This window comes from Micromonospora sp. NPDC004540 (assembly GCF_040610095.1).
GTDB lineage: Bacteria > Actinomycetota > Actinomycetes > Mycobacteriales > Micromonosporaceae > Micromonospora.
Genome location: NZ_JBEXLR010000024.1, coordinates 47,577 through 64,507, shown reverse-complemented (window position 1 = coordinate 64,507; position 16,931 = coordinate 47,577). Strand labels below are relative to the sequence as shown.

Sequence of the window (16,931 nt, the reverse complement as noted above, 5' to 3'; positions counted from 1 at the left end):
AGGCGTTCGGCCGGGCCCGGGCCCTCGGTCGCCGGCCCGCGTTCCTGCTGTGCAACCCGCACAACCCGACCGGCGTGGTGCACCGCCGCCGCTCCGGGCGGTCAGGCTTGATCCCTCCGCGGGCGGGCTCCCCCGAAACCCTGACCACCACGGCCGCCGCCCGCCCGTCGCCCTCCGGGCCCGCCTCCGCCGGGTCGCTGGCCGCCGCGCGAGTTCCGCTGGCCGAGCGGGTACGCCTCGTCGCGGTCGAGAAGGCACCCCGGCCGGAGGGCCTGCCGGCGGAGATCGAGTGGGTGGATGAAATCCCGCAGGGCGTCACGGGTCTGCTGGTGGGCACCGAGTGGCTGGACAACGTTCCGCTGGACCTCGCGGTGTTCACCCCAGAGGGCTGGCGGTACCTGCTGGTGGATCCGGCGACGGGCGAGGAGTCGACCGGTGATCCGGTAAGCGGCGAGGACGCCGACTGGCTGGACCGGTGGTGGTGTTCTGCCGTGAGCGACGCGACCGGGGCGACCACCGAGGGGTTCCGGGCGGCCCGGCCGGCGGAGGGATCAAGCCTGACCGCCCGGAGCCGGTCGGGCCGCCCGGAACCCCCCACCGGCGCGAGAGCCGAGATCGGCAGGACCCGCGACAAAGCCTGGGCCGAGGCGATCAAGCGGCTCGATCGGGGGCTCGCCCTGTGCGTGGACTACGGGCACCTGCGGGCGGAACGGCCGGTCGGCGGGACGTTGACCGGGTATCGGGGTGGGCGGCAGGTGGCGCCGGTGCCGGACGGGTCGTGCGACGTGACGGCGCATGTGGCCATGGACTCGGTCGCCTCCGCCGGTGAGCGGGTCGCGCGGTGTGCGTACACCCTGGTTTCGCAGCGGGACGGGCTGCGGGCGCTCGGGGCCGACGGTGGGCGACCGCCGCTGAGCCTGGCCTCCCGGGACCCGGCCGGCTACCTGCGGGCCCTGGCCGCCGCGTCGGCGGTGGCCGAGCTGACCGACCCGGCCGGCCTCGGCGGGCACTGGTGGCTGCTGCAACCGGTCGGCGTCGCCCTCGATCCGCTCATGGCACGATGACGGACATGACCACCGACGCCGGCGACCTCCGCGAACTGACCGTCGGCACCGGGGCCGGCGGGGAGCAGCTCGGCACCGACATGGTGCTCAACATCGGGCCGCAGCACCCGTCGACGCACGGCGTGCTCCGGCTGAAGCTGGTGCTCGACGGCGAGCGGGTGGTCTCCGCCGAGCCGATCGTCGGCTACATGCACCGGGGCGCGGAGAAGCTCTTCGAGGTCCGCGACTACCGGCAGATCATCGTGCTGGCCAACCGGCACGACTGGCTCTCCGCCTTCTCCAACGAGCTGGGCGTGGTGCTCGCCGTGGAACGGCTCATGGGCATGGAGGTGCCGGAGCGCGCGGTCTGGCTGCGGATGGCGCTCGCCGAGCTGAACCGGGTGCTCAACCACCTGATGTTCCTCGGCTCCTACCCGCTGGAGATCGGCGCGATCACGCCGATGTTCTACGCGTTCCGCGAGCGGGAGACCATCCAGGCCGTGATGGAGGAGGTCTCCGGCGGCCGGATCCACTACATGTTCAACCGGGTCGGCGGGCTCAAGGAGGAGGTGCCGGCCGGCTGGACCTCCCGGGCCCGGGCGGCGATCGGCGAGGTCCGCCGCCGGATGCCCGACCTCGACAACCTGATCCGGCGCAACGAGATCTTCCTGGCCCGCACCGTCGGGGTGGGCGTGCTGTCCGCCGCCGACGCCGCCGCGTTCGGCGCCTCCGGGCCGGTCGCCCGCGCCTCCGGGCTGGACCTGGACCTGCGCCGGGACGAGCCCTACCTGGCGTACGACCAACTCGACGTGCCGGTGGTCACCAGGACCGCCGGGGACTGCCACGCCCGCTTCGAGGTGCTGCTCGACCAGGTGTACGCCTCGCTCGACCTCGCCGAACAGTGCCTGGACCGGGTGGACCGGCTCACCGGTCCGGTGAACACCCGGCTGCCCAAGGTGGTCAAGGCGCCCGAGGGGCACACCTACGCCTGGACCGAGAACCCGCTCGGCATCAACGGCTACTACCTGGTGTCCCGGGGCGAGAAAACCCCGTGGCGGCTCAAGCTGCGCACCGCCTCGTACGCCAACGTGCAGGCGCTGGCGACCCTGCTCCCGGGCTGCCTCGTGCCGGACCTGATCGCCATCCTCGGCTCGATGTTCTTCGTGGTCGGCGACATCGACAAGTAGCGGCCGGCCCCGGTCAGCGCCAGCGGTCGGTGCCACCGGCCCGGGGGGCGTCGTCGCGCGGCGGGTAGCCGTAGCGGGCCGGCTCGGGCTCGACCTGACGCCACTCCGGCTGGCCGCTGCGCTGCCTGGGGGGCCGCCACTCGTCGGGCACCGGCACCCCGCCGGCCGGGAGCGCCGGCCGGCTCTCCTCCGCCCAGCCGCCGCCCGCCTCGCCGGGAACGGCGCGGCCGCGCACGGATGCCCAGCGGTCCTCGACCCGGTACTCGGTGCCACCGCCGTCGGCGTGCACCGCGGACCGGCGCTCCCCGACCCGGATCTCCCGGCCGTGCTCGTCGTCGCGCACCGCCGCCCACCGGTTGCCGCTGCGCAGCTCGGACCAGTAGTCGCCGTCCGGATCGTCGGCCCGGCCGGACTGCTCGGCCGGCGCCCAGCCACGGGCGTCCGTTCCGGCCCAGCCCTCGGCCGCCGGCTCGCCGTACCGGTCGCCGTGCCCGGCCCAGGTGCCCTGGCCGGTACGGGGCGACTCGTCGTGCGGCGTGGCCCAGCCCGCGTCCTCGCGGCCGCCGGGCCCCGACGGCCAGGACCGGTCGTCGGCCGGCCCGTCCTGGCCCGACCGCCAGGACCGGTCGTCGGCCTGGTCCGCCGACCAGCCGCGATCGTCGTCCTGCCGCGCCGACCAGCCCCGGTCCTCGCCGGACGTCCGGCCGACCCCCGCCCACGGGTGCTCGCCGCCGGGCGCGCCGGACCAGGCGGCGTCATCGCGGGAGCCGGCCGACCCGGACCAGCCCCGCTCACCCACCGGGCCGGACGACGAGCCGCCCGGCCGGGAGCCCTCGGCCGGACCGGACCAGCCGCCGCCGACCTGGGCGGACCGGGAGCGCTCGTCCCGACCGGGCCGGGCGCGGTCGTCGTCCGCCTCCCGGTACCCGGCGCGGGGGCGTTCCTCCGGCTCCGCGCCGCTCCACGAGCGCTCCTCCGGGGCGGGGGACCAGCGGCCCGCGTAGCCGCCGTACCGGGACCCGGCCGGGTCGGCGCCACCGTCCACGATGGTGTGCCGGGTGGTGACGTGCACGGTCTCGGTGTGATGCACCACCCCGACCTGCCGCGGCTCCGACCGGACCTCCGGCTCCGGGGCGCGCGGGGCGCCGTAGACCCCGGCCTGCGGGCGGTCGGCGCCGTAGCCCCCGGACTGCGGGCGGTCCGCGCCGTAGCCCCCGGACTGCGGGCGGTCGGTGCCGTGACCGGGGTGGTCGGCGCCGTGGTCGGTGCCGTACCGGGTGCCCGGCCGGCGGGCCGGCTCGTCCTCGTCCCGGGCGGCGGGCTGGGCCCGGCCCGGCTCGGTGCGGGCGCGCCCCTCGTCGTACGGCTCGGTGGCCGGCACCCGGGCACGGCCGCCGGCCGGCTCCTGGGCGGCGGACGTGGCGATGCCCGCGGCGGCGGCGATGCCGGCGGCCGCGGCGTCGAGCCGGCGGCGCATCGCGGTGATCGACTCCTGCGTCCGCTGGACCTGGTCGAGGGCCTGGTTGCCGCGCTGGGCGGCGGCCACGATCTCGCCCCGCAACTCGTGGCGGAGCTGCTCGAGTTCCTCCCGGAGCTCCTCGGCGCCGGCCGCGCCGCCGCCGCTCTCCGCGCGCAACGCGATGGAGAGGCCGATCAGCACCACGGCCAGGATCGCCAGCACGGCGCCGAACCGGAGCGGGCCGTTGCCGTCGGCGACCAGCAGGATGAGCGCCGCCAGGGGCGCGAGCCCCACTCCGATCCAGAACAGGACGGCCAGGAGCGCGGGACTGCGGTTTTCGGCGGGGGCGACCGAGGCGGGCATGGCTGAGCACCCTACCGAGAGTTGCCCCGGTAGGGAACGGGCCGAAAGCATCGATGTAAAGCCGGTGACCAGGGCTTCCCTCCCGGCCACGGCGGCACCGCCGTGCCGGCGGGCCGGGGCGGCCCGCCGGCGCGGCGGTGGTGGTCAGCTCGCGGCGAGCGCGGCGTCGGAGGAGAACACCAGGCCGACGCTGGCCGCGCCGGTCTTCAGGGCGTTCTTGGTCTGCGGGCCGCCCGCGTCGAGCGAGCTGAACGAGCCGGCCTTGAAGTCGTAGACCTCGACGAGCCCGGCCTGGCACTTCGGCCGCTGCGGGCACTCCGGCGGGCCGGCCAGCACGGTCGCCGTGCCGGAGCACTTGGCCGCCAGGTCGGAGAGGGTGGCGACCTGGTACTTGTCGGCGAACGCCTTGGTGACGGCGAAGGCGTTCTGGTCCTGCGCCTGGGCGGGCTGGCCGAAGCTGATGCCGACCTTGTCACCGGCCGCCTTCAGCGCGCTGACCGTCTTGTCCAGCTCGGGCGAGGAGACCGGCTGGGCGTCCTTGCCGTTGGCCTTGGTGTTGAGGAACTCGGCCATGGTCGCCGCGTACTCGGGGACGACCTGGACCTGGCCCTTCTCCAGGGCCGGCTCGTAGAGCTCGCGGTTGCCGATGGTCTGCACCTTGACCTGGTAGCCGGCCGCGGTGAGCGTGATCTTGTAGAGCTCGGCGATGGTCTGGCTCTCGCTGAAGTTGCCGGCGCCGACCGTCACCTGGCCGCCCGGGCCCTTCTCGACGCCGTCGGTGACGCCGTTGGCGTCGGCGAACTCCTTCGCGGCGACCTGCGGGGTCTTCCGGTCGACGTCGACCGCCCGGTTCAGCTCGATCAGCTTGGGGGTGTCGAGCTTCGCGGAGACCTTGTCGAGCGCGGCGACGAGCTGCGGGGTGGCCGCCTTCGCGTTGATCGCGGGGATGACGTTGTCGGTGTTCTGGAGCTTCTTGTCGTCGGTGAGGACGACCAGCTTGTCGCCCGCCACCGGGGCGCAACCGGCCCCGGAGGCGCCCTTTTCGGGCGCGTCGGTGCCGGAGGAACCGGCGTCGCCGCAGCCGGCGAGGAGACCGGCCGTGAGGACGCCGAGCGCCCCGACGGCCAGGCTGGTACGTGCGCGCATCAGTGCCCGCCTTCCGTGTCCCGGCGCGACCCGTGCGGGCCGGCCGCGTGTCCGACGGGCGATCCGAACGGCCGCCCGCGAGTCCAGCCAATATCCTCCGGCTCGGACCGACAAACTCCGAGCGGGTTTCGTCACCCGATCGTCATCGGGCGATTCAGCCGCCCGCCGTGGCGGCGGCCGCGCGGCGGCTCGCCGCCCGCCGGACCCGGCGCAGCGGGCGCGGCGTGACCAGCCGCTCGACCAGCGCCAGCACCCCCTCGACGAGCAGCGCCAGCCCGGCCACCAGGACGCCGCCGGCGATGATCTGGCCGCCCCCGGCCGCGATGTCCAGGCCGAAACCGGCCCGGATGATCTGCCCGAGCCCGCCGCCGTTGACGAACGAGGCCAGCGCGGCAGTGGCCACCACCTGCACGGCGGCGGTGCGGAACCCGGCCGCCAGGTAGGGCACGGCGAGCGGCAGCTCCACCCGGCGCAGCACCTGCCCGCCGGACAGGCCCATCCCGCGCGCCGCGTCCCGAGCCTCCGGGTCGGCCTGCCGCACCCCGGTGTACGCGTTGGCCAGCAGCGGCGGCACCGCGAAGACCGCGAGCGCGACCACCACCGCCGCCCGGCCGAAGCCGAGGAAGGTCAGCGGCAGGATGGTCAGCAGGGCCAGGGTCGGGATGGCGAGAGTGACGTTGGACACCAGCAGCACCAGGCCGCCGCCCCGGCCGGTGTGCCCGAGCCAGAGCCCGATCGGCCAGGCCACCAGGCAGCCGAGCAGCACCGCCAGCGCTGACATGCTCAGGTGCTCGCCCAGCCGGTCGAGGATGCCGCCCGGGTTCGTCCAGTTGAGCGGGTCGTTCAGCCAGACGACCGCCTGCTGCACCGGGTTCACGAGCTTGGCCCGCGCAGCCAGGGGGTGAGCATCCGGCCGACCCCGGCCAGGATCAGGTCGAGCACCAGCGCCAGCAGCACGCAGAGCACCGTACCGGTCATGATCTGGGCCTTGTAGAAGTTGTTCTGGAAGCCGGCGAAGATGAGCTGGCCCAGGCCGCCCCGGCCGACCACCACCCCCACCGTGACCAGCGCCACCGTGGAGACAGTGGCGAGCCGCACACCGGTGAGGATGCCGGGCAGCGCCAGCGGCAGCTCGATCCGGAACAGCCGGCCCCAGCGGCCGTAGCCCATGCCCTCGGCGGCCTCCCGCACCTCGGGGGGCACCTGGTTCAGCCCGGCCAGCGCGTTGCGCACGATCACCAGCAGCGCGTAGAGCGCCACCACGGTGAGCACGGTGATCGCGCCGATGCCCAGGTAGGGCGCCAGGAAGGCGAACAGCGCCAGCGACGGGATCGTGTAGAGCACCCCGGTCAGCGCCAGGATCGGCGCGGCCAGCGAGCGGAACCAGTACGCGGCCACCGCGAGCGGCAGCGCCACCACGGCGGCGATCAGCACGGCCCGGGCGGTCAGCCAGGAGTGCTCGCGCAGCGCGGCCAGGATCGTGTCAGAGTTGTCCCGCACGTACTGCCAGGAGAACCACGGGTTACCCGGCGCGGCCCGGTAGCTCAGGTGGAGGGACACACGTGGACGTTACCCCGGGATCCGGCGCCGGACACGGCGCGGCGTCGATCACCCTGGAGCGCATCCGCAAGCGCTACCCGGACGGCACGGAGGCGGTGCGCGAGCTGAGCCTGGAGGTGAAGGCCGGCGAGCTGGTGGTGCTGATCGGCCCGTCCGGCTGCGGCAAGTCCACCGTGCTGCGCATGATCAACCGGCTGATCGAGCCCACCGACGGGCGGATCCTGCTCGGCGACGACGACGTCACCCGGGTCGACCCGGTGACGCTGCGCCGCCGCATCGGGTACGTGATCCAGAACGTCGGTCTCTTCCCGCACCAGACCGTCGCCGCCAACGTGGCCACCGTGCCGGGGCTGCTCGGCTGGTCCCGGGACCGGACCCGGGCCCGGGTGGACGAGCTGCTGGAACTGGTCGGGCTCGACCCGGGGCAGTTCGGCCGCCGCTACCCGCACGAACTCTCCGGCGGGCAGCGGCAGCGGGTCGGGGTGGCCCGCGCGCTCGCCGCCGACCCGGTGGTGCTGCTGATGGACGAGCCGTTCTCGGCCGTCGACCCGATCGTCCGGACCCGGCTCCAGGAGGAGTTCCTCCGGTTGCAGGCCGAGGTCCGCAAGACCATCGTGCTGGTCACCCACGACCTCGACGAGGCGGTCCGGCTGGGCGACCGGATCGCGGTGCTCTCCGAGGGCGGCCGGCTGGAGCAGTACGACACCCCCGGCGCCCTGCTCGGGTCGCCCGCCTCGCCGTTCGTCCGCGAGTTCGTCGGCGCCGACCGGGGCATCCGCCGGCTGGCGGTCACCCCGGTGACCCGCGAGGTGCTCGACCCGCTCCCAGCCGACGGCGGGGCCGGCCTGCCGACCGTGCCGCTGGGCAGTTCGGCGTACGAGGCGCTGGGTGGGCTGCTCACCTCGGGCGCCGAGCACGCGGTGGTCACCGAGGACGGCCGGCCGGTGGGGCTGCTCAGCCGGGCCCGCGTGCTGGGCCTCGGCGTGCTGGACTGAGCCTGCTCAGGCCCGGCCGCCGAGGCTGGCGAGGCCGACGATCCAGCCGGCGAAGAAGCCGTAGGTGACCCCGGTGCTGGCGGCCTGGAAGGCGGCGAAGAGCGAGCCGTGCGGCCCGAGCAGGGTGGCCAGCAGGGCGGTGCACCCGGCGGCCAGGGCGTACGCGCCCCAGCCGGAGAAGAACTGGCTGCCCGAGCTCTCCACCCGGGCCACCTGCGGCCCGGGCAGCAGGTAGAGCAGCGCGGCGGCCAGCACGACCAGCAGGATCGCCCGCAGGTTGGTGGCGAGCACGCCCTGCGACGGGTCGTCGGCGTGCAGCCGCCAGGCCGGCCAGGCGAGCAGCCGGAGGAACCAGCCGCCGGCACCGGTCGGGTCGGTGTGGTCCTGCACCCAGCCCACGTACATCGGGCTGCCGCACACCGCGACGAGCAGGAGCGCGGCGAGAGTGCCGGTGCCGGCGGCGGTACCGTACGCGGCGACGGTGCGGGGGCGGTTGGTGAGGGCCATGGAACGGTCAGTTCCCGGCCCACCGCGCCGGGCAAACCTGCGTACCCGCGCGACCGCCGAGGGTCGGCGGCGGGCCATCGGGGTCAGTGCTTCAGCAGGTAGTCGATGAAGGCGGCCCGCAGCAGCGGCGTGGACTCCTCCTCCTCGTAGCCGTGCCCGGTCATCTCCCGCCACAGGGCGTTGGCCTCGTCGATGATCGGCCCGATCGAGTTGGGGGCGCCGTCCAGGATCGCGGCCTCGTCCGCGTTGGGCATGTGCCGCAGCACCGACCAGAAGAACTCGACGTCGCGGCGCTCCCGGGCCAGGTGGAACGCCTGCTCGCGCAGTTCCTCGGTGGAGAGCTTGTCCAGCTCGTCGAAGGTACGGCCGCCGGGGGCAGGAGTCTCCGTCATGCCGCCGAGCCTAACCGGCGAGATCAGCTCCGGCCCGCCGGACGCGACGCCGGCGCCGGAGGGGCCCGGGTCAGCGGTCGCCGGCGTCCCAGCGGCGCGGCTCGCTCTCCCAGCGCGGCGACTCCCACGAGTCGACCGTGTCGGTGTCCCGGACCGGCAGCACCGACGGCCAGGCGTCGCCCGCGTCGGGCGGCGGGGTCAACGCCCAGCCGGTGCTGATCGTGCCGTCACCGGTCGGACCGGCCGGGACCGCACCCGGCGGGGCCGGTCGCGGCCGGCCGAACGTCTCGACCAGCCGGGTGACCAGCAGCCCGGCGCCGAGGGTGGCCCCGCCGACCGCCCACCGGCTGATCGTCCAGTCCTGCGCCACGGCCCAGGCCAGGAAGACCGCCACCGTGCAGACCGCCAGCAGGGTGCCGAAGATCCCGCCGCGCCGGCCGTACGCGCTGGTGCCGCCGAGCAGCACCGCGCCGATCGCCAGCACCGACCAGTCGAGCCCGGTGGCGGGCGCCACCGGGCCGTCCCCGTTCGCGGCGATCAGCACCCCGCCGAGCACGGCCAGCACCGTCGAGCCGACCAGCGCCAGCGCGGTCACCGTGGCGGCCACCGCACCCCGCCGCCGGGCCGGGTCGGCGACCGGCCGGAACCGCCCGACCAGCCGGCGGACCGGCTTGATCGCGCCGAAGAGGCCGCCGAGGACGGCGACGGCGGCGAAGCCGACGAAGAGGTAGAGGGCGGTGCGCCGGGGGTCGTAGTCGCCCTGCACCACGATCGGGGTGGTCCGCCGCTCGATGTACACGATCACGCCCGCCGCGCCGGCCAGGCTGGCCGCCCAGCCGGGCACGTGCAGCACCACCACGGCGAGCGCGAGCGCCAGGCCGCCGAGCGCCGCCACCACCAGCGCCGGGAGCAGTGCCTCCCGCACCCCGCGGTCGCCCTGCTCGGCGAAGTGCAGCGCGGCGGCCAGCGCGACCGGCCCGATGGCCAGGTTCACCGCGGCGGCCCGCAGGCTGAGCCCGGCGGCCAGGGTGAGCAGCCCGAGCCCGGCCACGTCGACCAGCAGCGTCTTCAACGCGCCGCCGCGCAGCGCGTCCGCGTCCTCGCGCCAGAGCAGCCAGGTCACCGCGGCCAGCCCGACCAGCAGCAGGAACTCCCAGACCACGTGCACGGCGATCCGGTCCCGGCCGGGCTCGCCGTGGGAGGGGTCGTCGAAAACGTTCTCCAAGACGGCCGTGGGCACGCCGGACGACGTCTCTCCCGGCGCATTCCGGCCCGCCTCGTCGTACCCCATGGCCCGCGCCTCCCACATGGCCGGCCGCGCGGCCCGACGCGCGGGCGGACCGGCGGCGGCCGTTGCTCTCCGGTCGCCAGGCACGGTACCTGCGGGGGAAGGTGCTGGGAACCCCCTGATCAGAGGCGGCCGCGCGGAGTCTCCCGGTCGCCGGGCTCGCGGTCCTCGTCGTCCTCCTGCTCGGGCACCCGGCAGGACCGCTCCAGCCAGAGCGCCGCCGCGACCAGGGCGAGCGAGGCGACCACGCCGCCCAGGCCGGCCGGGCGGTCGCTCACGGCGGCGTTGGTCTGCTCGACGAAGAGCCAGCCGGTCAGGCCGGCGTAGAAGCCGGCGAAGATGGCCCCGGCCAGGGCGGACGCCTTGGCCAGCACCACGAACCGGGCGACCAGCAGCGGGTTCACCGGGTCCCGGCCGGGGCGGCGCTCGATCCGGCCGCGGGTGTTGACCGCCGCGTACGCCTCCAGCACGGCCAGGCCGCCCAGCGTGACCACCGGCAGCCAGGGCAGGTCGGGCGCCATCTCGTAGTAGAAGGTGCTGATCAGCAGCCAGGCCAGCGCGGCGGCGGCCAGGGCGGCCACCACCAGCGTGGAGATCCGGGTCGGACCCATCCGGAAACGGTCGGGGTCGCGCGGGGACTGCGCCTGGCTCATGCCGTCCGGCTCCACAGGGTCATGTGTCCGACTCTAACGCCAGATCGGGGCGCGGACTGAGTTCCAGCGCGTCGGAGGCGAGTGGCTCGGCGTTGAGCAGGTCGGTCAGCCAGCCGTGGCCGGGCAGCCGGCCGTGCGGCTCGATGTCGATCCACGGCCGCAGCACGAAGGCGCGCAGGTGGGCCCGGGGGTGCGGCAGGGTCAGCTCCGGATCCGCGCTGAGCACCGGCTCCCCGGCCGCGTCCCAGACCGCGATCACGTCCACGTCCAGGGTGCGCGGCCCGTACCGCCGCTCCGGGTCGCGGGTTCGCCCGGCCGCGGCCTCGGCGGCCCGGGCCCGCGCCAGCCAGTCGCGCGGGGCCGCCGCCGGGTCCCCGACCAGCACGGCCGCGTTGAGGTACGCGGGCTGCTCGGCGTCCCCCCACGGTGGAGTCTCGTAGACGCCGGAGACCACCAGCACGGTGTCGCCGAACGAGGCCACCGCGGCGCGCAGGTGGGCGAGGCGGTCGCCCAGGTTGCTGCCGATCGACAGCACGGCCCGGGTCATCGGGTACGCCGCATCGTCACGGCCACGTCCCGGAACGTGTGCGGGATCGGTGCCTCCGGCTTGTGCACGGTGACCGTCGCGGCGGCGACCAGCGGCTCGGCCAGGCAGACCGCGAGCAGCCGGTCGGCGAGCGTCTCGATCAGGTTGACCGGCTCGCCGGTGACCACGGCGACCAGCTTCTCGGCCAGTTCGCCGTAGTGCACGGTGTCGGTCACCTCGTCCGAGCGGGCGGCCGGGGCGAGGTCGAGTTCGAGCACCGCGTCGACCACGAACTCCTGCCCCTGGGCGCGTTCGAAGTCGTAGACGCCGTGCCGGCCGTGCGCGCGCAGGCCGGTCAGCTCGATCCGGTCGGTCATCTGAGCCGCCTTTCATTCGCGACTGCGGGACTCGCAAGCTCATTCCTCGCGCTCATCGGTCCCCCTCGTCTCCGGTCGCCCGGGTCAGGCGTGGGCGGCCGGTGGCCCGCCAGACGGCGAGCGCGTCGGCGGTGGCCCGGACGTCGTGCACGCGTACCCCCCAGGCGCCGGCCGCCACCGCGAGCACGCTGGTGGCGACGGTGGCCGCCTCCCGCTCGGCGGTGGGTCGGGGGTTGCCCGCCGGGTCGGCGAGCAGCCGGCCCAGGTAGGACTTGCGGCTCGACCCGAACAGCAGCGGGAAGCCGAGGTCGACCAGCTCGGGCAGGCGGGCGCTGAGCTCCCAGTTGTGCGCGGCGGTCTTCGCGAAGCCCAGCCCCGGGTCGACGATGATGCGGTCGGCGGCCACCCCGGCGGCCAGCGCCTCGTCGACCCGCCGGCCCAGCTCGGCGCGCACGTCGGCGACCACGTCGGTGTAGCGGGCCAGGTCCCGCATCTCGCGCGAGTGACCCCGCCAGTGCATGAGCACCCAGGGGCAGCCGGCGTCCCGGACCACCCGGGCCATGTCCGGGTCGGCAAGGCCGCCGGAGACGTCGTTGACCACGTCCGCGCCGGCGGCGAGGACCGCCTCGGCCACCCGGGCCCGGCTGGTGTCGATGCTGACCGGGATGCCGGCGGCGCTCAGCTCGCGGATCACCGGCAGCACCCGGGCGATCTCGGTCTCCGCGTCGACCCGGTCGGCGCCCGGCCGGGTGGACTCGCCGCCCACGTCGACCAGGTCCGCGCCGGCCGCCCGCAGTCGCACTCCGTGTGCGACGGCGGCGTCCAGGTCGGCGTATCTGCCGCCGTCGGAGAAGGAGTCGGGCGTGACGTTGAGGACGCCCATCACCACCGGGGTCTCCGCCCGTACCAGATCGGTCACGGACCCGACAGTACCGGTCGCCAGCAGGGCTTCCGGCGGCCCCGGCAAGCCCGGCCGACGACACCCCTGACGTGCGGATTGGAACAGGTGTACGATCGGTCGTCAGGTCCGTTCCGGGTCGAGTCTTCGCGGGTTGTCGCAAAGGTGACCGCGCCGTACGCTTTGGAATTGCCCAGCATCGAGATGGCGAAGCCTGGAGGGAGGGCCGAAGCGGGACGAATCCCCCCAGAGCTCACCACCCTCCGTGGTGGGTGACGAACCCAGCGTCGTCGACGCTGTGTGGAACGAGCACCATCCCGCCAGGCTTTGCCCACATGCACCACCGCGGCGCCGCCGGCCGCGACCTTGGGGAGGTTTTCCAGTGATCGCCATCGAGCTCATGGGGACGGCGTCCGCCGCCGTCGACCACGCGCTCCACACCCTGGCGTCGACTCCACTAGCCGAGCCGGCTCCCAAGGGCATCGACACCAGCGGTGTCGTCTCCTTCTTCGCCAGCAAGATCGCGCCGATCCTGCTCGCGGTGCTCGGCGTGATCTTCATCGGCCGGGCCAGCCGGGGCGAGATCTCCAAGGTGCTGACCAGTTCGGCCATCGCGATCATCGGGCTGGCCTTCATCGCCGGCGCCGCCACACTCTTCTTCGTCGGCGACTACCTGATCAAGCTGATCTTCGAATAGGCGCTGGGCGACGATGCGGCTGCGCACCGACGACGACATCTACCGGGCTCGCCTCGTCTACCTGGGGCCGCCCGGGTACACCCTTCCCGTCCACCTGCCGTACGCCCAGTACGGCCTGTTCATGCTGCTCGTACCCCTCTACATGTTCATCCACTGGTTGTTCACGCTCCAGGTCGAGCTCTTTCCCGCCTGGGAGATCTCGCTCGCCATCGTGACGACCTCGTTCATCTTCCGGTACGTCGACCCGGACCGGCCGGCGCGCATGGTCATCCGGACCGCGCTGACGGACTGGCGACGCACCCGGGAGCCGGCCGCCGAGCAGCGCGACCCGCGCCTCGTCGCGAGCCGGATCAGGATCCGGGAGGAACTGGCATGACCGGGCGTACGCCGACGGCGCAGACGAACGACGCGGGTGAGGCGGTCGCATGAGTCGCTCTTCCACGCCGGGTTCCCCGGCCGGACGTCCGGCCGGGCCCTACGGTAACCGTGCGCGATCGTTCGACTACCCACCGGACGAGGAGCTGGACGAGACCACCCTCGACCCGGCCCTGGTGACCAGCCCCCAGCACGGTCGCGTCGGCGTCTTCCAGCCGCCCCGGCCGCTCGCCCCGCGCGGCGAGCAGCGGGAGCCGGCGGTGGCCGACCGCGGCGACATCGACTCCCCCTTCCTCGACCTCTTCGGCGGCGCGCAGCCCCGGGTCCGCCGCCCGGCGAGCCCACCCGCCGGCCCGCCGGCCGTGGAGCCGGTGGTCGCGCCACCCCGTCGCGGCGTCGGGCGGGAGGCGCTGCCGATCCCGCACCAGCACAGCGCCCCGGCCGAGCCGGGCCTGCCAGCCGCGCCCGTCCTGCCGCCGCCGCCCGCCCTGCCCGCCGTGCCGGAGGCCGAGCCGCCGGCCGTCCGGCTCCAGGAGGGTGCGCCCGGCGTCCGCCCGGTGGGGCGGCCGCGCGAGGCGCCCGAGGCCGCCCGGCCGGCGGCGCCCGCCCTCCCCGAACCACCGGAGCAGCCCGCCCTCGGACCGGCACCGGCCACCCGGGTGCCGCATCAGGTCGGCGACCGGCTCCCGGCGCTGCGGTCCACCGTCGAGCCGGAGCCGACCGAGTCCGGGCCCCCGGTGGAGCGCCCCGGCCGCCGGGCCGGTCGGCGGCCGGCGGAGGAGGCCCGCCCGGACGGGCGCGAGGTGGCCGCCCCGGCCGCCCGCGAGGTGGCCCCACCCCGGCAGCGGTCCCCGGAGCGCAGCGGCAAGCCCACCAAGCCGGTCCGGGTCCGGGCCCCGAAGATCAAGTTCAGCGATCGGGACCCCTCGGTCGAGCTGGCCATCACCGAGATCGCCGGTCACCTCACCTTCACCCCCAACACGGTCACCGCCTGGTACTGGCTGCCCGAGGTGCGCTGGGCGTTCCGCCCCGACGCCGAGCGCGAGGCGCTGCTCTCCGCGATCTCCGAGCAGTACGCCGGCCTGGCCGGCTTCCGGCTGCACCTGCGCCGCACCACCCGGCCGTTCCCGGCCGACGAGTGGGCCCGCACCATCGACGCGCACACCGCCGCCCCGCTGCCCGACGTGCCCGGCACCACCGGCTGGGCCGACCACCTGGTCGCCGCACAGCGGCACCTCATGGCGGTCAACCACGCCGAGGGGCAGACCTACCTCGGCGTCACGTTCGCCCGCCGGTCGCTCGGCGACTCGCTCACCGAGCGGCTGCTGCGCGCCTTCGGCCGGGGCACCGCCGACGGCGAACGGCGCCGGCTGGGCCGCACCGTCGAGCAGTTCGACGAGGTGCTCGGCGCGTTCGGCATGCGCGGTCGCCGGGTCACCGCGCAGGAACTGGAGTGGCTGCTCTACCGCTCGGTGGCGCTCTGCATGGCGCCCCCCGGCGTGCTCTCCCCGGTCACCAACGGCCGGTGGGAACGCGGTGACCTGCTGGCCCTCACCGAGCAGGTCGAGCGCTACCGCACCCCCTACGGCTCGACGGTCAAGCTGGTCAACCGGATGACCGGCGAGGAGCGGCACGTGGCCGTGCTCGCGGTCGGCCGGATGGAACCGCTGGAGATCCCCGAGCGGCACGAGCCCTGGCTGCACTTCCACGAGCGGCTGCCGTGGCCGATGGAACTCTCCACCCGGGTCGACATCCTCGGCCCCGGCGACTCCTTCCGGAACCTCGAACACCGGCTCCGAATGATCCGCTCCCAGCAGCTCGACTACGCCGAGCACGGCATCGACGCCCCGCCCGAGCTGGAACGGCTGGCCAAGCGGGCGCTGGTGATCGGCGACGAGATGACCACCGGCCTGCCGGTGGACTCGGCCCGCGCGCACGGCTGGCACCGGATCGCGGTCGGCGGACGGACCCGCGAGGAGTGCCTCGAACGGGCCCGTCGGCTCATCCAGCTCTACCAACGCGAGCTGCGCATCTCGCTCCAGCACCCGAAGAACCAGGACTGGCTGGCCCGCGAGTTCATCCCCGGCGAGCCGATCGCCAACACCGGCTACGTCCGGCGGATGCCGGTCAACCTGCTGGCCGCCGCACTGCCCCAGGCCGCCTCCACGGTCGGCGACCGGCGCGGCGACCTCATCGGCCGGACCGCCGGCACCTGCCGCCGCCCCGTCTTCCTCGACCTGCACTTCCCCATGGAGGTACGCGAGCGCTCCGGCCTCGCGGTCTTCGTCGCCGAGCCCGGCGGTGGCAAGTCCACCCTGCTCGGCGCGCTCGGTTACCTGGCCGCCCGGCGCGGCGTGCAGGTGACCCTGCTCGACCCGTCCGGCCCGCTGGCCCGGCTCTGCGCCATGCCCGAGCTGGCGCCGTACTCGCGGGTGCTCAACCTGACCGGCTCGGAGCAGGGCACCCTGGCCCCGTACGCGCTGATCCCCACGCCGCTGCGCAGCGAGTTCGGCGCCGGGGCGGCCGGCGACCGCGAGTTCGAGATCGCGGTCTCCAACGCCCGCGCCGAGCGCCGGATGCTCGTGCAGGACATCTGCATGATGCTGGTGCCGCCGCAGGTGGCCCGGGAGGCGTCCACCGCGACCCTGTTCCGGCACGCCGTCCGCCAGGTGCCGGCCGAGGAGACCTCCACGCTCGACGACGTGGTCGCCTGCCTCCAGGGGCTCGACGACGACGCCGGCCGGGAGCTGGCCAACCTGCTCCTCGACACCGCCGAGATGCCGCTGGCCATGCTCTTCTTCGGCCGGCCGCCGGAGGGGCTGCTGGGCGCCGACGCGGCGCTCACCGTGATCACCATGGCCGGGCTCCGGCTGCCCGATCTCAAGATCGAGCGCGAGTACTGGTCGGCCGAGGAGGCGCTGGCCCTGCCGATGCTGCACACCGCGCACCGGCTGGCCGTCCGCCGCTGCTACGGCGGCTCGATGTCCTCCCGCAAGCTGGTCGGCCTCGACGAGGCGCACTTCATGGAGGGCTGGCGCTCCGGCCGGTCGTTCCTGGTCCGCCTCGCCCGCGACTCCCGCAAGTGGAACCTGGCCGCGCTGGTCGCCTCGCAGAACCCGAAGGACATCCTCGGCCTCGACGTGCAGAACCTGGTCTCCACCGTCTTCGTCGGCCGGATCGCCGAGGACACCGAGATCGCCTCCGAGGCGTTGCGGCTGCTCCGGGTGCCGGTCAACGACGGCTACGAGGCCACCCTCGCCTCGCTGTCCCAGGCCGACAGCGGCTCGTCCGCCCGGCTCGGCTTCCGTGAGTTCGTCATGCGCGACGTCGACGGGCGGGTGCAGAAGGTCCGGGTCGACGTGTCGTACGTCGACGGGCTGCTGGAGCACCTGGACACCACCCCCGCCGCGGTCGCCCAGGCCGCCGGGCAGCTGCCGACCGTCCTGGCTGATCTGGAGGCGTGAC

17 protein-coding genes are annotated in these 16,931 nt (G+C 74.8%); 6 read left to right on the top strand and 11 right to left on the bottom strand.

Going from position 1 to position 16,931, the window contains the following annotated elements; all coding sequences use genetic code 11:
• Positions 1-74: 74 nt before the first annotated feature.
• Together ABZV78_RS11510 and ABZV78_RS11505 are read left to right on the top strand one after the other, a co-directional pair.
• Positions 75-1,064, top strand: coding sequence for an SAM-dependent methyltransferase (locus ABZV78_RS11510; RefSeq protein ID WP_355637683.1), 990 nt, complete (start codon positions 75-77; stop codon positions 1,062-1,064).
• Positions 1,061-2,230: an NADH-quinone oxidoreductase subunit D gene (locus ABZV78_RS11505; protein ID WP_355637673.1), complete on the top strand. Its 1,170-nt coding sequence runs from the start codon at positions 1,061-1,063 to the stop codon at positions 2,228-2,230. The genes ABZV78_RS11510 and ABZV78_RS11505 overlap by 4 nt, the downstream gene beginning before the upstream one ends.
• Before the next feature lie 13 nt (positions 2,231-2,243).
• Here the strand turns inward: ABZV78_RS11505 and ABZV78_RS11500 are convergent, their stop codons facing one another.
• The 4 genes from ABZV78_RS11500 to ABZV78_RS11485 form a co-directional block, all read right to left on the bottom strand.
• Positions 2,244-4,052 carry a hypothetical protein gene (locus ABZV78_RS11500; RefSeq protein WP_355637671.1) on the bottom strand — a complete coding sequence of 603 codons (1,809 nt, stop codon included), beginning with the start codon at positions 4,050-4,052 and terminating at the stop codon, positions 2,244-2,246.
• 144 nt (positions 4,053-4,196) lie between these two features.
• Positions 4,197-5,198, bottom strand: coding sequence for a glycine betaine ABC transporter substrate-binding protein (locus tag ABZV78_RS11495; protein ID WP_355637670.1), 1,002 nt, complete (start codon positions 5,196-5,198; stop codon positions 4,197-4,199).
• A gap of 154 nt (positions 5,199-5,352) precedes the next feature.
• Positions 5,353-6,075: an ABC transporter permease subunit gene (locus tag ABZV78_RS11490; RefSeq protein WP_355637668.1), complete on the bottom strand. Its 723-nt coding sequence runs from the start codon at positions 6,073-6,075 to the stop codon at positions 5,353-5,355.
• On the bottom strand, positions 6,072-6,758 hold the full coding sequence (locus tag ABZV78_RS11485) for an ABC transporter permease (RefSeq protein ID WP_355637666.1): 687 nt from the start codon (positions 6,756-6,758) through the stop codon (positions 6,072-6,074). The genes ABZV78_RS11490 and ABZV78_RS11485 overlap by 4 nt, the downstream gene beginning before the upstream one ends.
• A gap of 2 nt (positions 6,759-6,760) precedes the next feature.
• Here ABZV78_RS11485 and ABZV78_RS11480 point away from each other — a divergent pair, with 2 nt between their 5' ends.
• Positions 6,761-7,753 carry an ATP-binding cassette domain-containing protein gene (locus ABZV78_RS11480; RefSeq protein ID WP_355637664.1) on the top strand — a complete coding sequence of 331 codons (993 nt, stop codon included), beginning with the start codon at positions 6,761-6,763 and terminating at the stop codon, positions 7,751-7,753.
• A gap of 6 nt (positions 7,754-7,759) precedes the next feature.
• Here the strand turns inward: ABZV78_RS11480 and ABZV78_RS11475 are convergent, their stop codons facing one another.
• The 7 genes from ABZV78_RS11475 to folP form a co-directional block, all read right to left on the bottom strand.
• Complete coding sequence (locus tag ABZV78_RS11475) at positions 7,760-8,260, bottom strand: hypothetical protein (protein WP_355637662.1); 501 nt, start codon at positions 8,258-8,260, stop codon at positions 7,760-7,762.
• 83 nt (positions 8,261-8,343) lie between these two features.
• Positions 8,344-8,652 (bottom strand): hypothetical protein, encoded by a 309-nt coding sequence (locus ABZV78_RS11470; protein ID WP_148430946.1) that lies wholly within the window; start codon positions 8,650-8,652, stop codon positions 8,344-8,346.
• A 70-nt stretch (positions 8,653-8,722) separates the two neighbouring features.
• Positions 8,723-9,943: an ABC transporter permease gene (locus ABZV78_RS11465; protein WP_355637660.1), complete on the bottom strand. Its 1,221-nt coding sequence runs from the start codon at positions 9,941-9,943 to the stop codon at positions 8,723-8,725.
• 119 nt (positions 9,944-10,062) lie between these two features.
• Positions 10,063-10,593, bottom strand: coding sequence for a DUF3180 domain-containing protein (locus ABZV78_RS11460; protein WP_355637658.1), 531 nt, complete (start codon positions 10,591-10,593; stop codon positions 10,063-10,065).
• A 19-nt stretch (positions 10,594-10,612) separates the two neighbouring features.
• On the bottom strand, positions 10,613-11,140 hold the full coding sequence (gene folK / locus ABZV78_RS11455) for a 2-amino-4-hydroxy-6-hydroxymethyldihydropteridine diphosphokinase (RefSeq protein ID WP_355637656.1): 528 nt from the start codon (positions 11,138-11,140) through the stop codon (positions 10,613-10,615).
• A complete protein-coding gene (folB, locus tag ABZV78_RS11450) occupies positions 11,137-11,496 on the bottom strand; it encodes a dihydroneopterin aldolase (protein ID WP_148430943.1) in 360 nt (119 codons plus the stop codon). Before folB ends, folK begins: the two co-directional genes overlap by 4 nt.
• Before the next feature lie 52 nt (positions 11,497-11,548).
• Positions 11,549-12,415, bottom strand: coding sequence for a dihydropteroate synthase (folP, locus tag ABZV78_RS11445; RefSeq protein WP_355637654.1), 867 nt, complete (start codon positions 12,413-12,415; stop codon positions 11,549-11,551).
• Positions 12,416-12,776: 361 nt separating this feature from the next.
• On the opposite strand from folP, the gene ABZV78_RS11440 reads away from it, so the two are divergent.
• Genes ABZV78_RS11440 through ABZV78_RS11430 form a run of 3 tightly spaced genes read left to right on the top strand, consistent with a single transcriptional unit; the run spans position 12,777 to position 16,930 of the window.
• Complete coding sequence (locus ABZV78_RS11440; protein ID WP_148430941.1) at positions 12,777-13,091, top strand: hypothetical protein; 315 nt, start codon at positions 12,777-12,779, stop codon at positions 13,089-13,091.
• A gap of 13 nt (positions 13,092-13,104) precedes the next feature.
• Positions 13,105-13,467 (top strand): hypothetical protein, encoded by a 363-nt coding sequence (locus ABZV78_RS11435; RefSeq protein ID WP_091267032.1) that lies wholly within the window; start codon positions 13,105-13,107, stop codon positions 13,465-13,467.
• A gap of 49 nt (positions 13,468-13,516) precedes the next feature.
• Entirely contained in the window at positions 13,517-16,930 is a 3,414-nt protein-coding gene (locus ABZV78_RS11430) for an ATP-binding protein (protein ID WP_355637652.1), read from the top strand.
• Position 16,931: the final 1 nt, after the last annotated feature.

Excerpts from the sequence above, each read along its gene's own strand:
- ABZV78_RS11505 (WP_355637673.1), top strand. The coding sequence starts at position 1,061 with ATGACGGACATGACCACCGACGCCGGCGACCTCCGCGAACTGACCGTC.
- folK (WP_355637656.1), bottom strand. The coding sequence starts at position 11,140 with ATGACCCGGGCCGTGCTGTCGATCGGCAGCAACCTGGGCGACCGCCTC.
- ABZV78_RS11470 (WP_148430946.1), bottom strand. The coding sequence starts at position 8,652 with ATGACGGAGACTCCTGCCCCCGGCGGCCGTACCTTCGACGAGCTGGAC.
- ABZV78_RS11495 (WP_355637670.1), bottom strand. The coding sequence starts at position 5,198 with ATGCGCGCACGTACCAGCCTGGCCGTCGGGGCGCTCGGCGTCCTCACG.
- ABZV78_RS11465 (WP_355637660.1), bottom strand. The coding sequence starts at position 9,943 with ATGGGGTACGACGAGGCGGGCCGGAATGCGCCGGGAGAGACGTCGTCC.
- ABZV78_RS11430 (WP_355637652.1), top strand. The coding sequence starts at position 13,517 with ATGAGTCGCTCTTCCACGCCGGGTTCCCCGGCCGGACGTCCGGCCGGG.
- ABZV78_RS11460 (WP_355637658.1), bottom strand. The coding sequence starts at position 10,593 with ATGAGCCAGGCGCAGTCCCCGCGCGACCCCGACCGTTTCCGGATGGGT.
- folB (WP_148430943.1), bottom strand. The coding sequence starts at position 11,496 with ATGACCGACCGGATCGAGCTGACCGGCCTGCGCGCGCACGGCCGGCAC.
- ABZV78_RS11435 (WP_091267032.1), top strand. The coding sequence starts at position 13,105 with ATGCGGCTGCGCACCGACGACGACATCTACCGGGCTCGCCTCGTCTAC.
- ABZV78_RS11500 (WP_355637671.1), bottom strand. The coding sequence starts at position 4,052 with ATGCCCGCCTCGGTCGCCCCCGCCGAAAACCGCAGTCCCGCGCTCCTG.
- ABZV78_RS11475 (WP_355637662.1), bottom strand. The coding sequence starts at position 8,260 with ATGGCCCTCACCAACCGCCCCCGCACCGTCGCCGCGTACGGTACCGCC.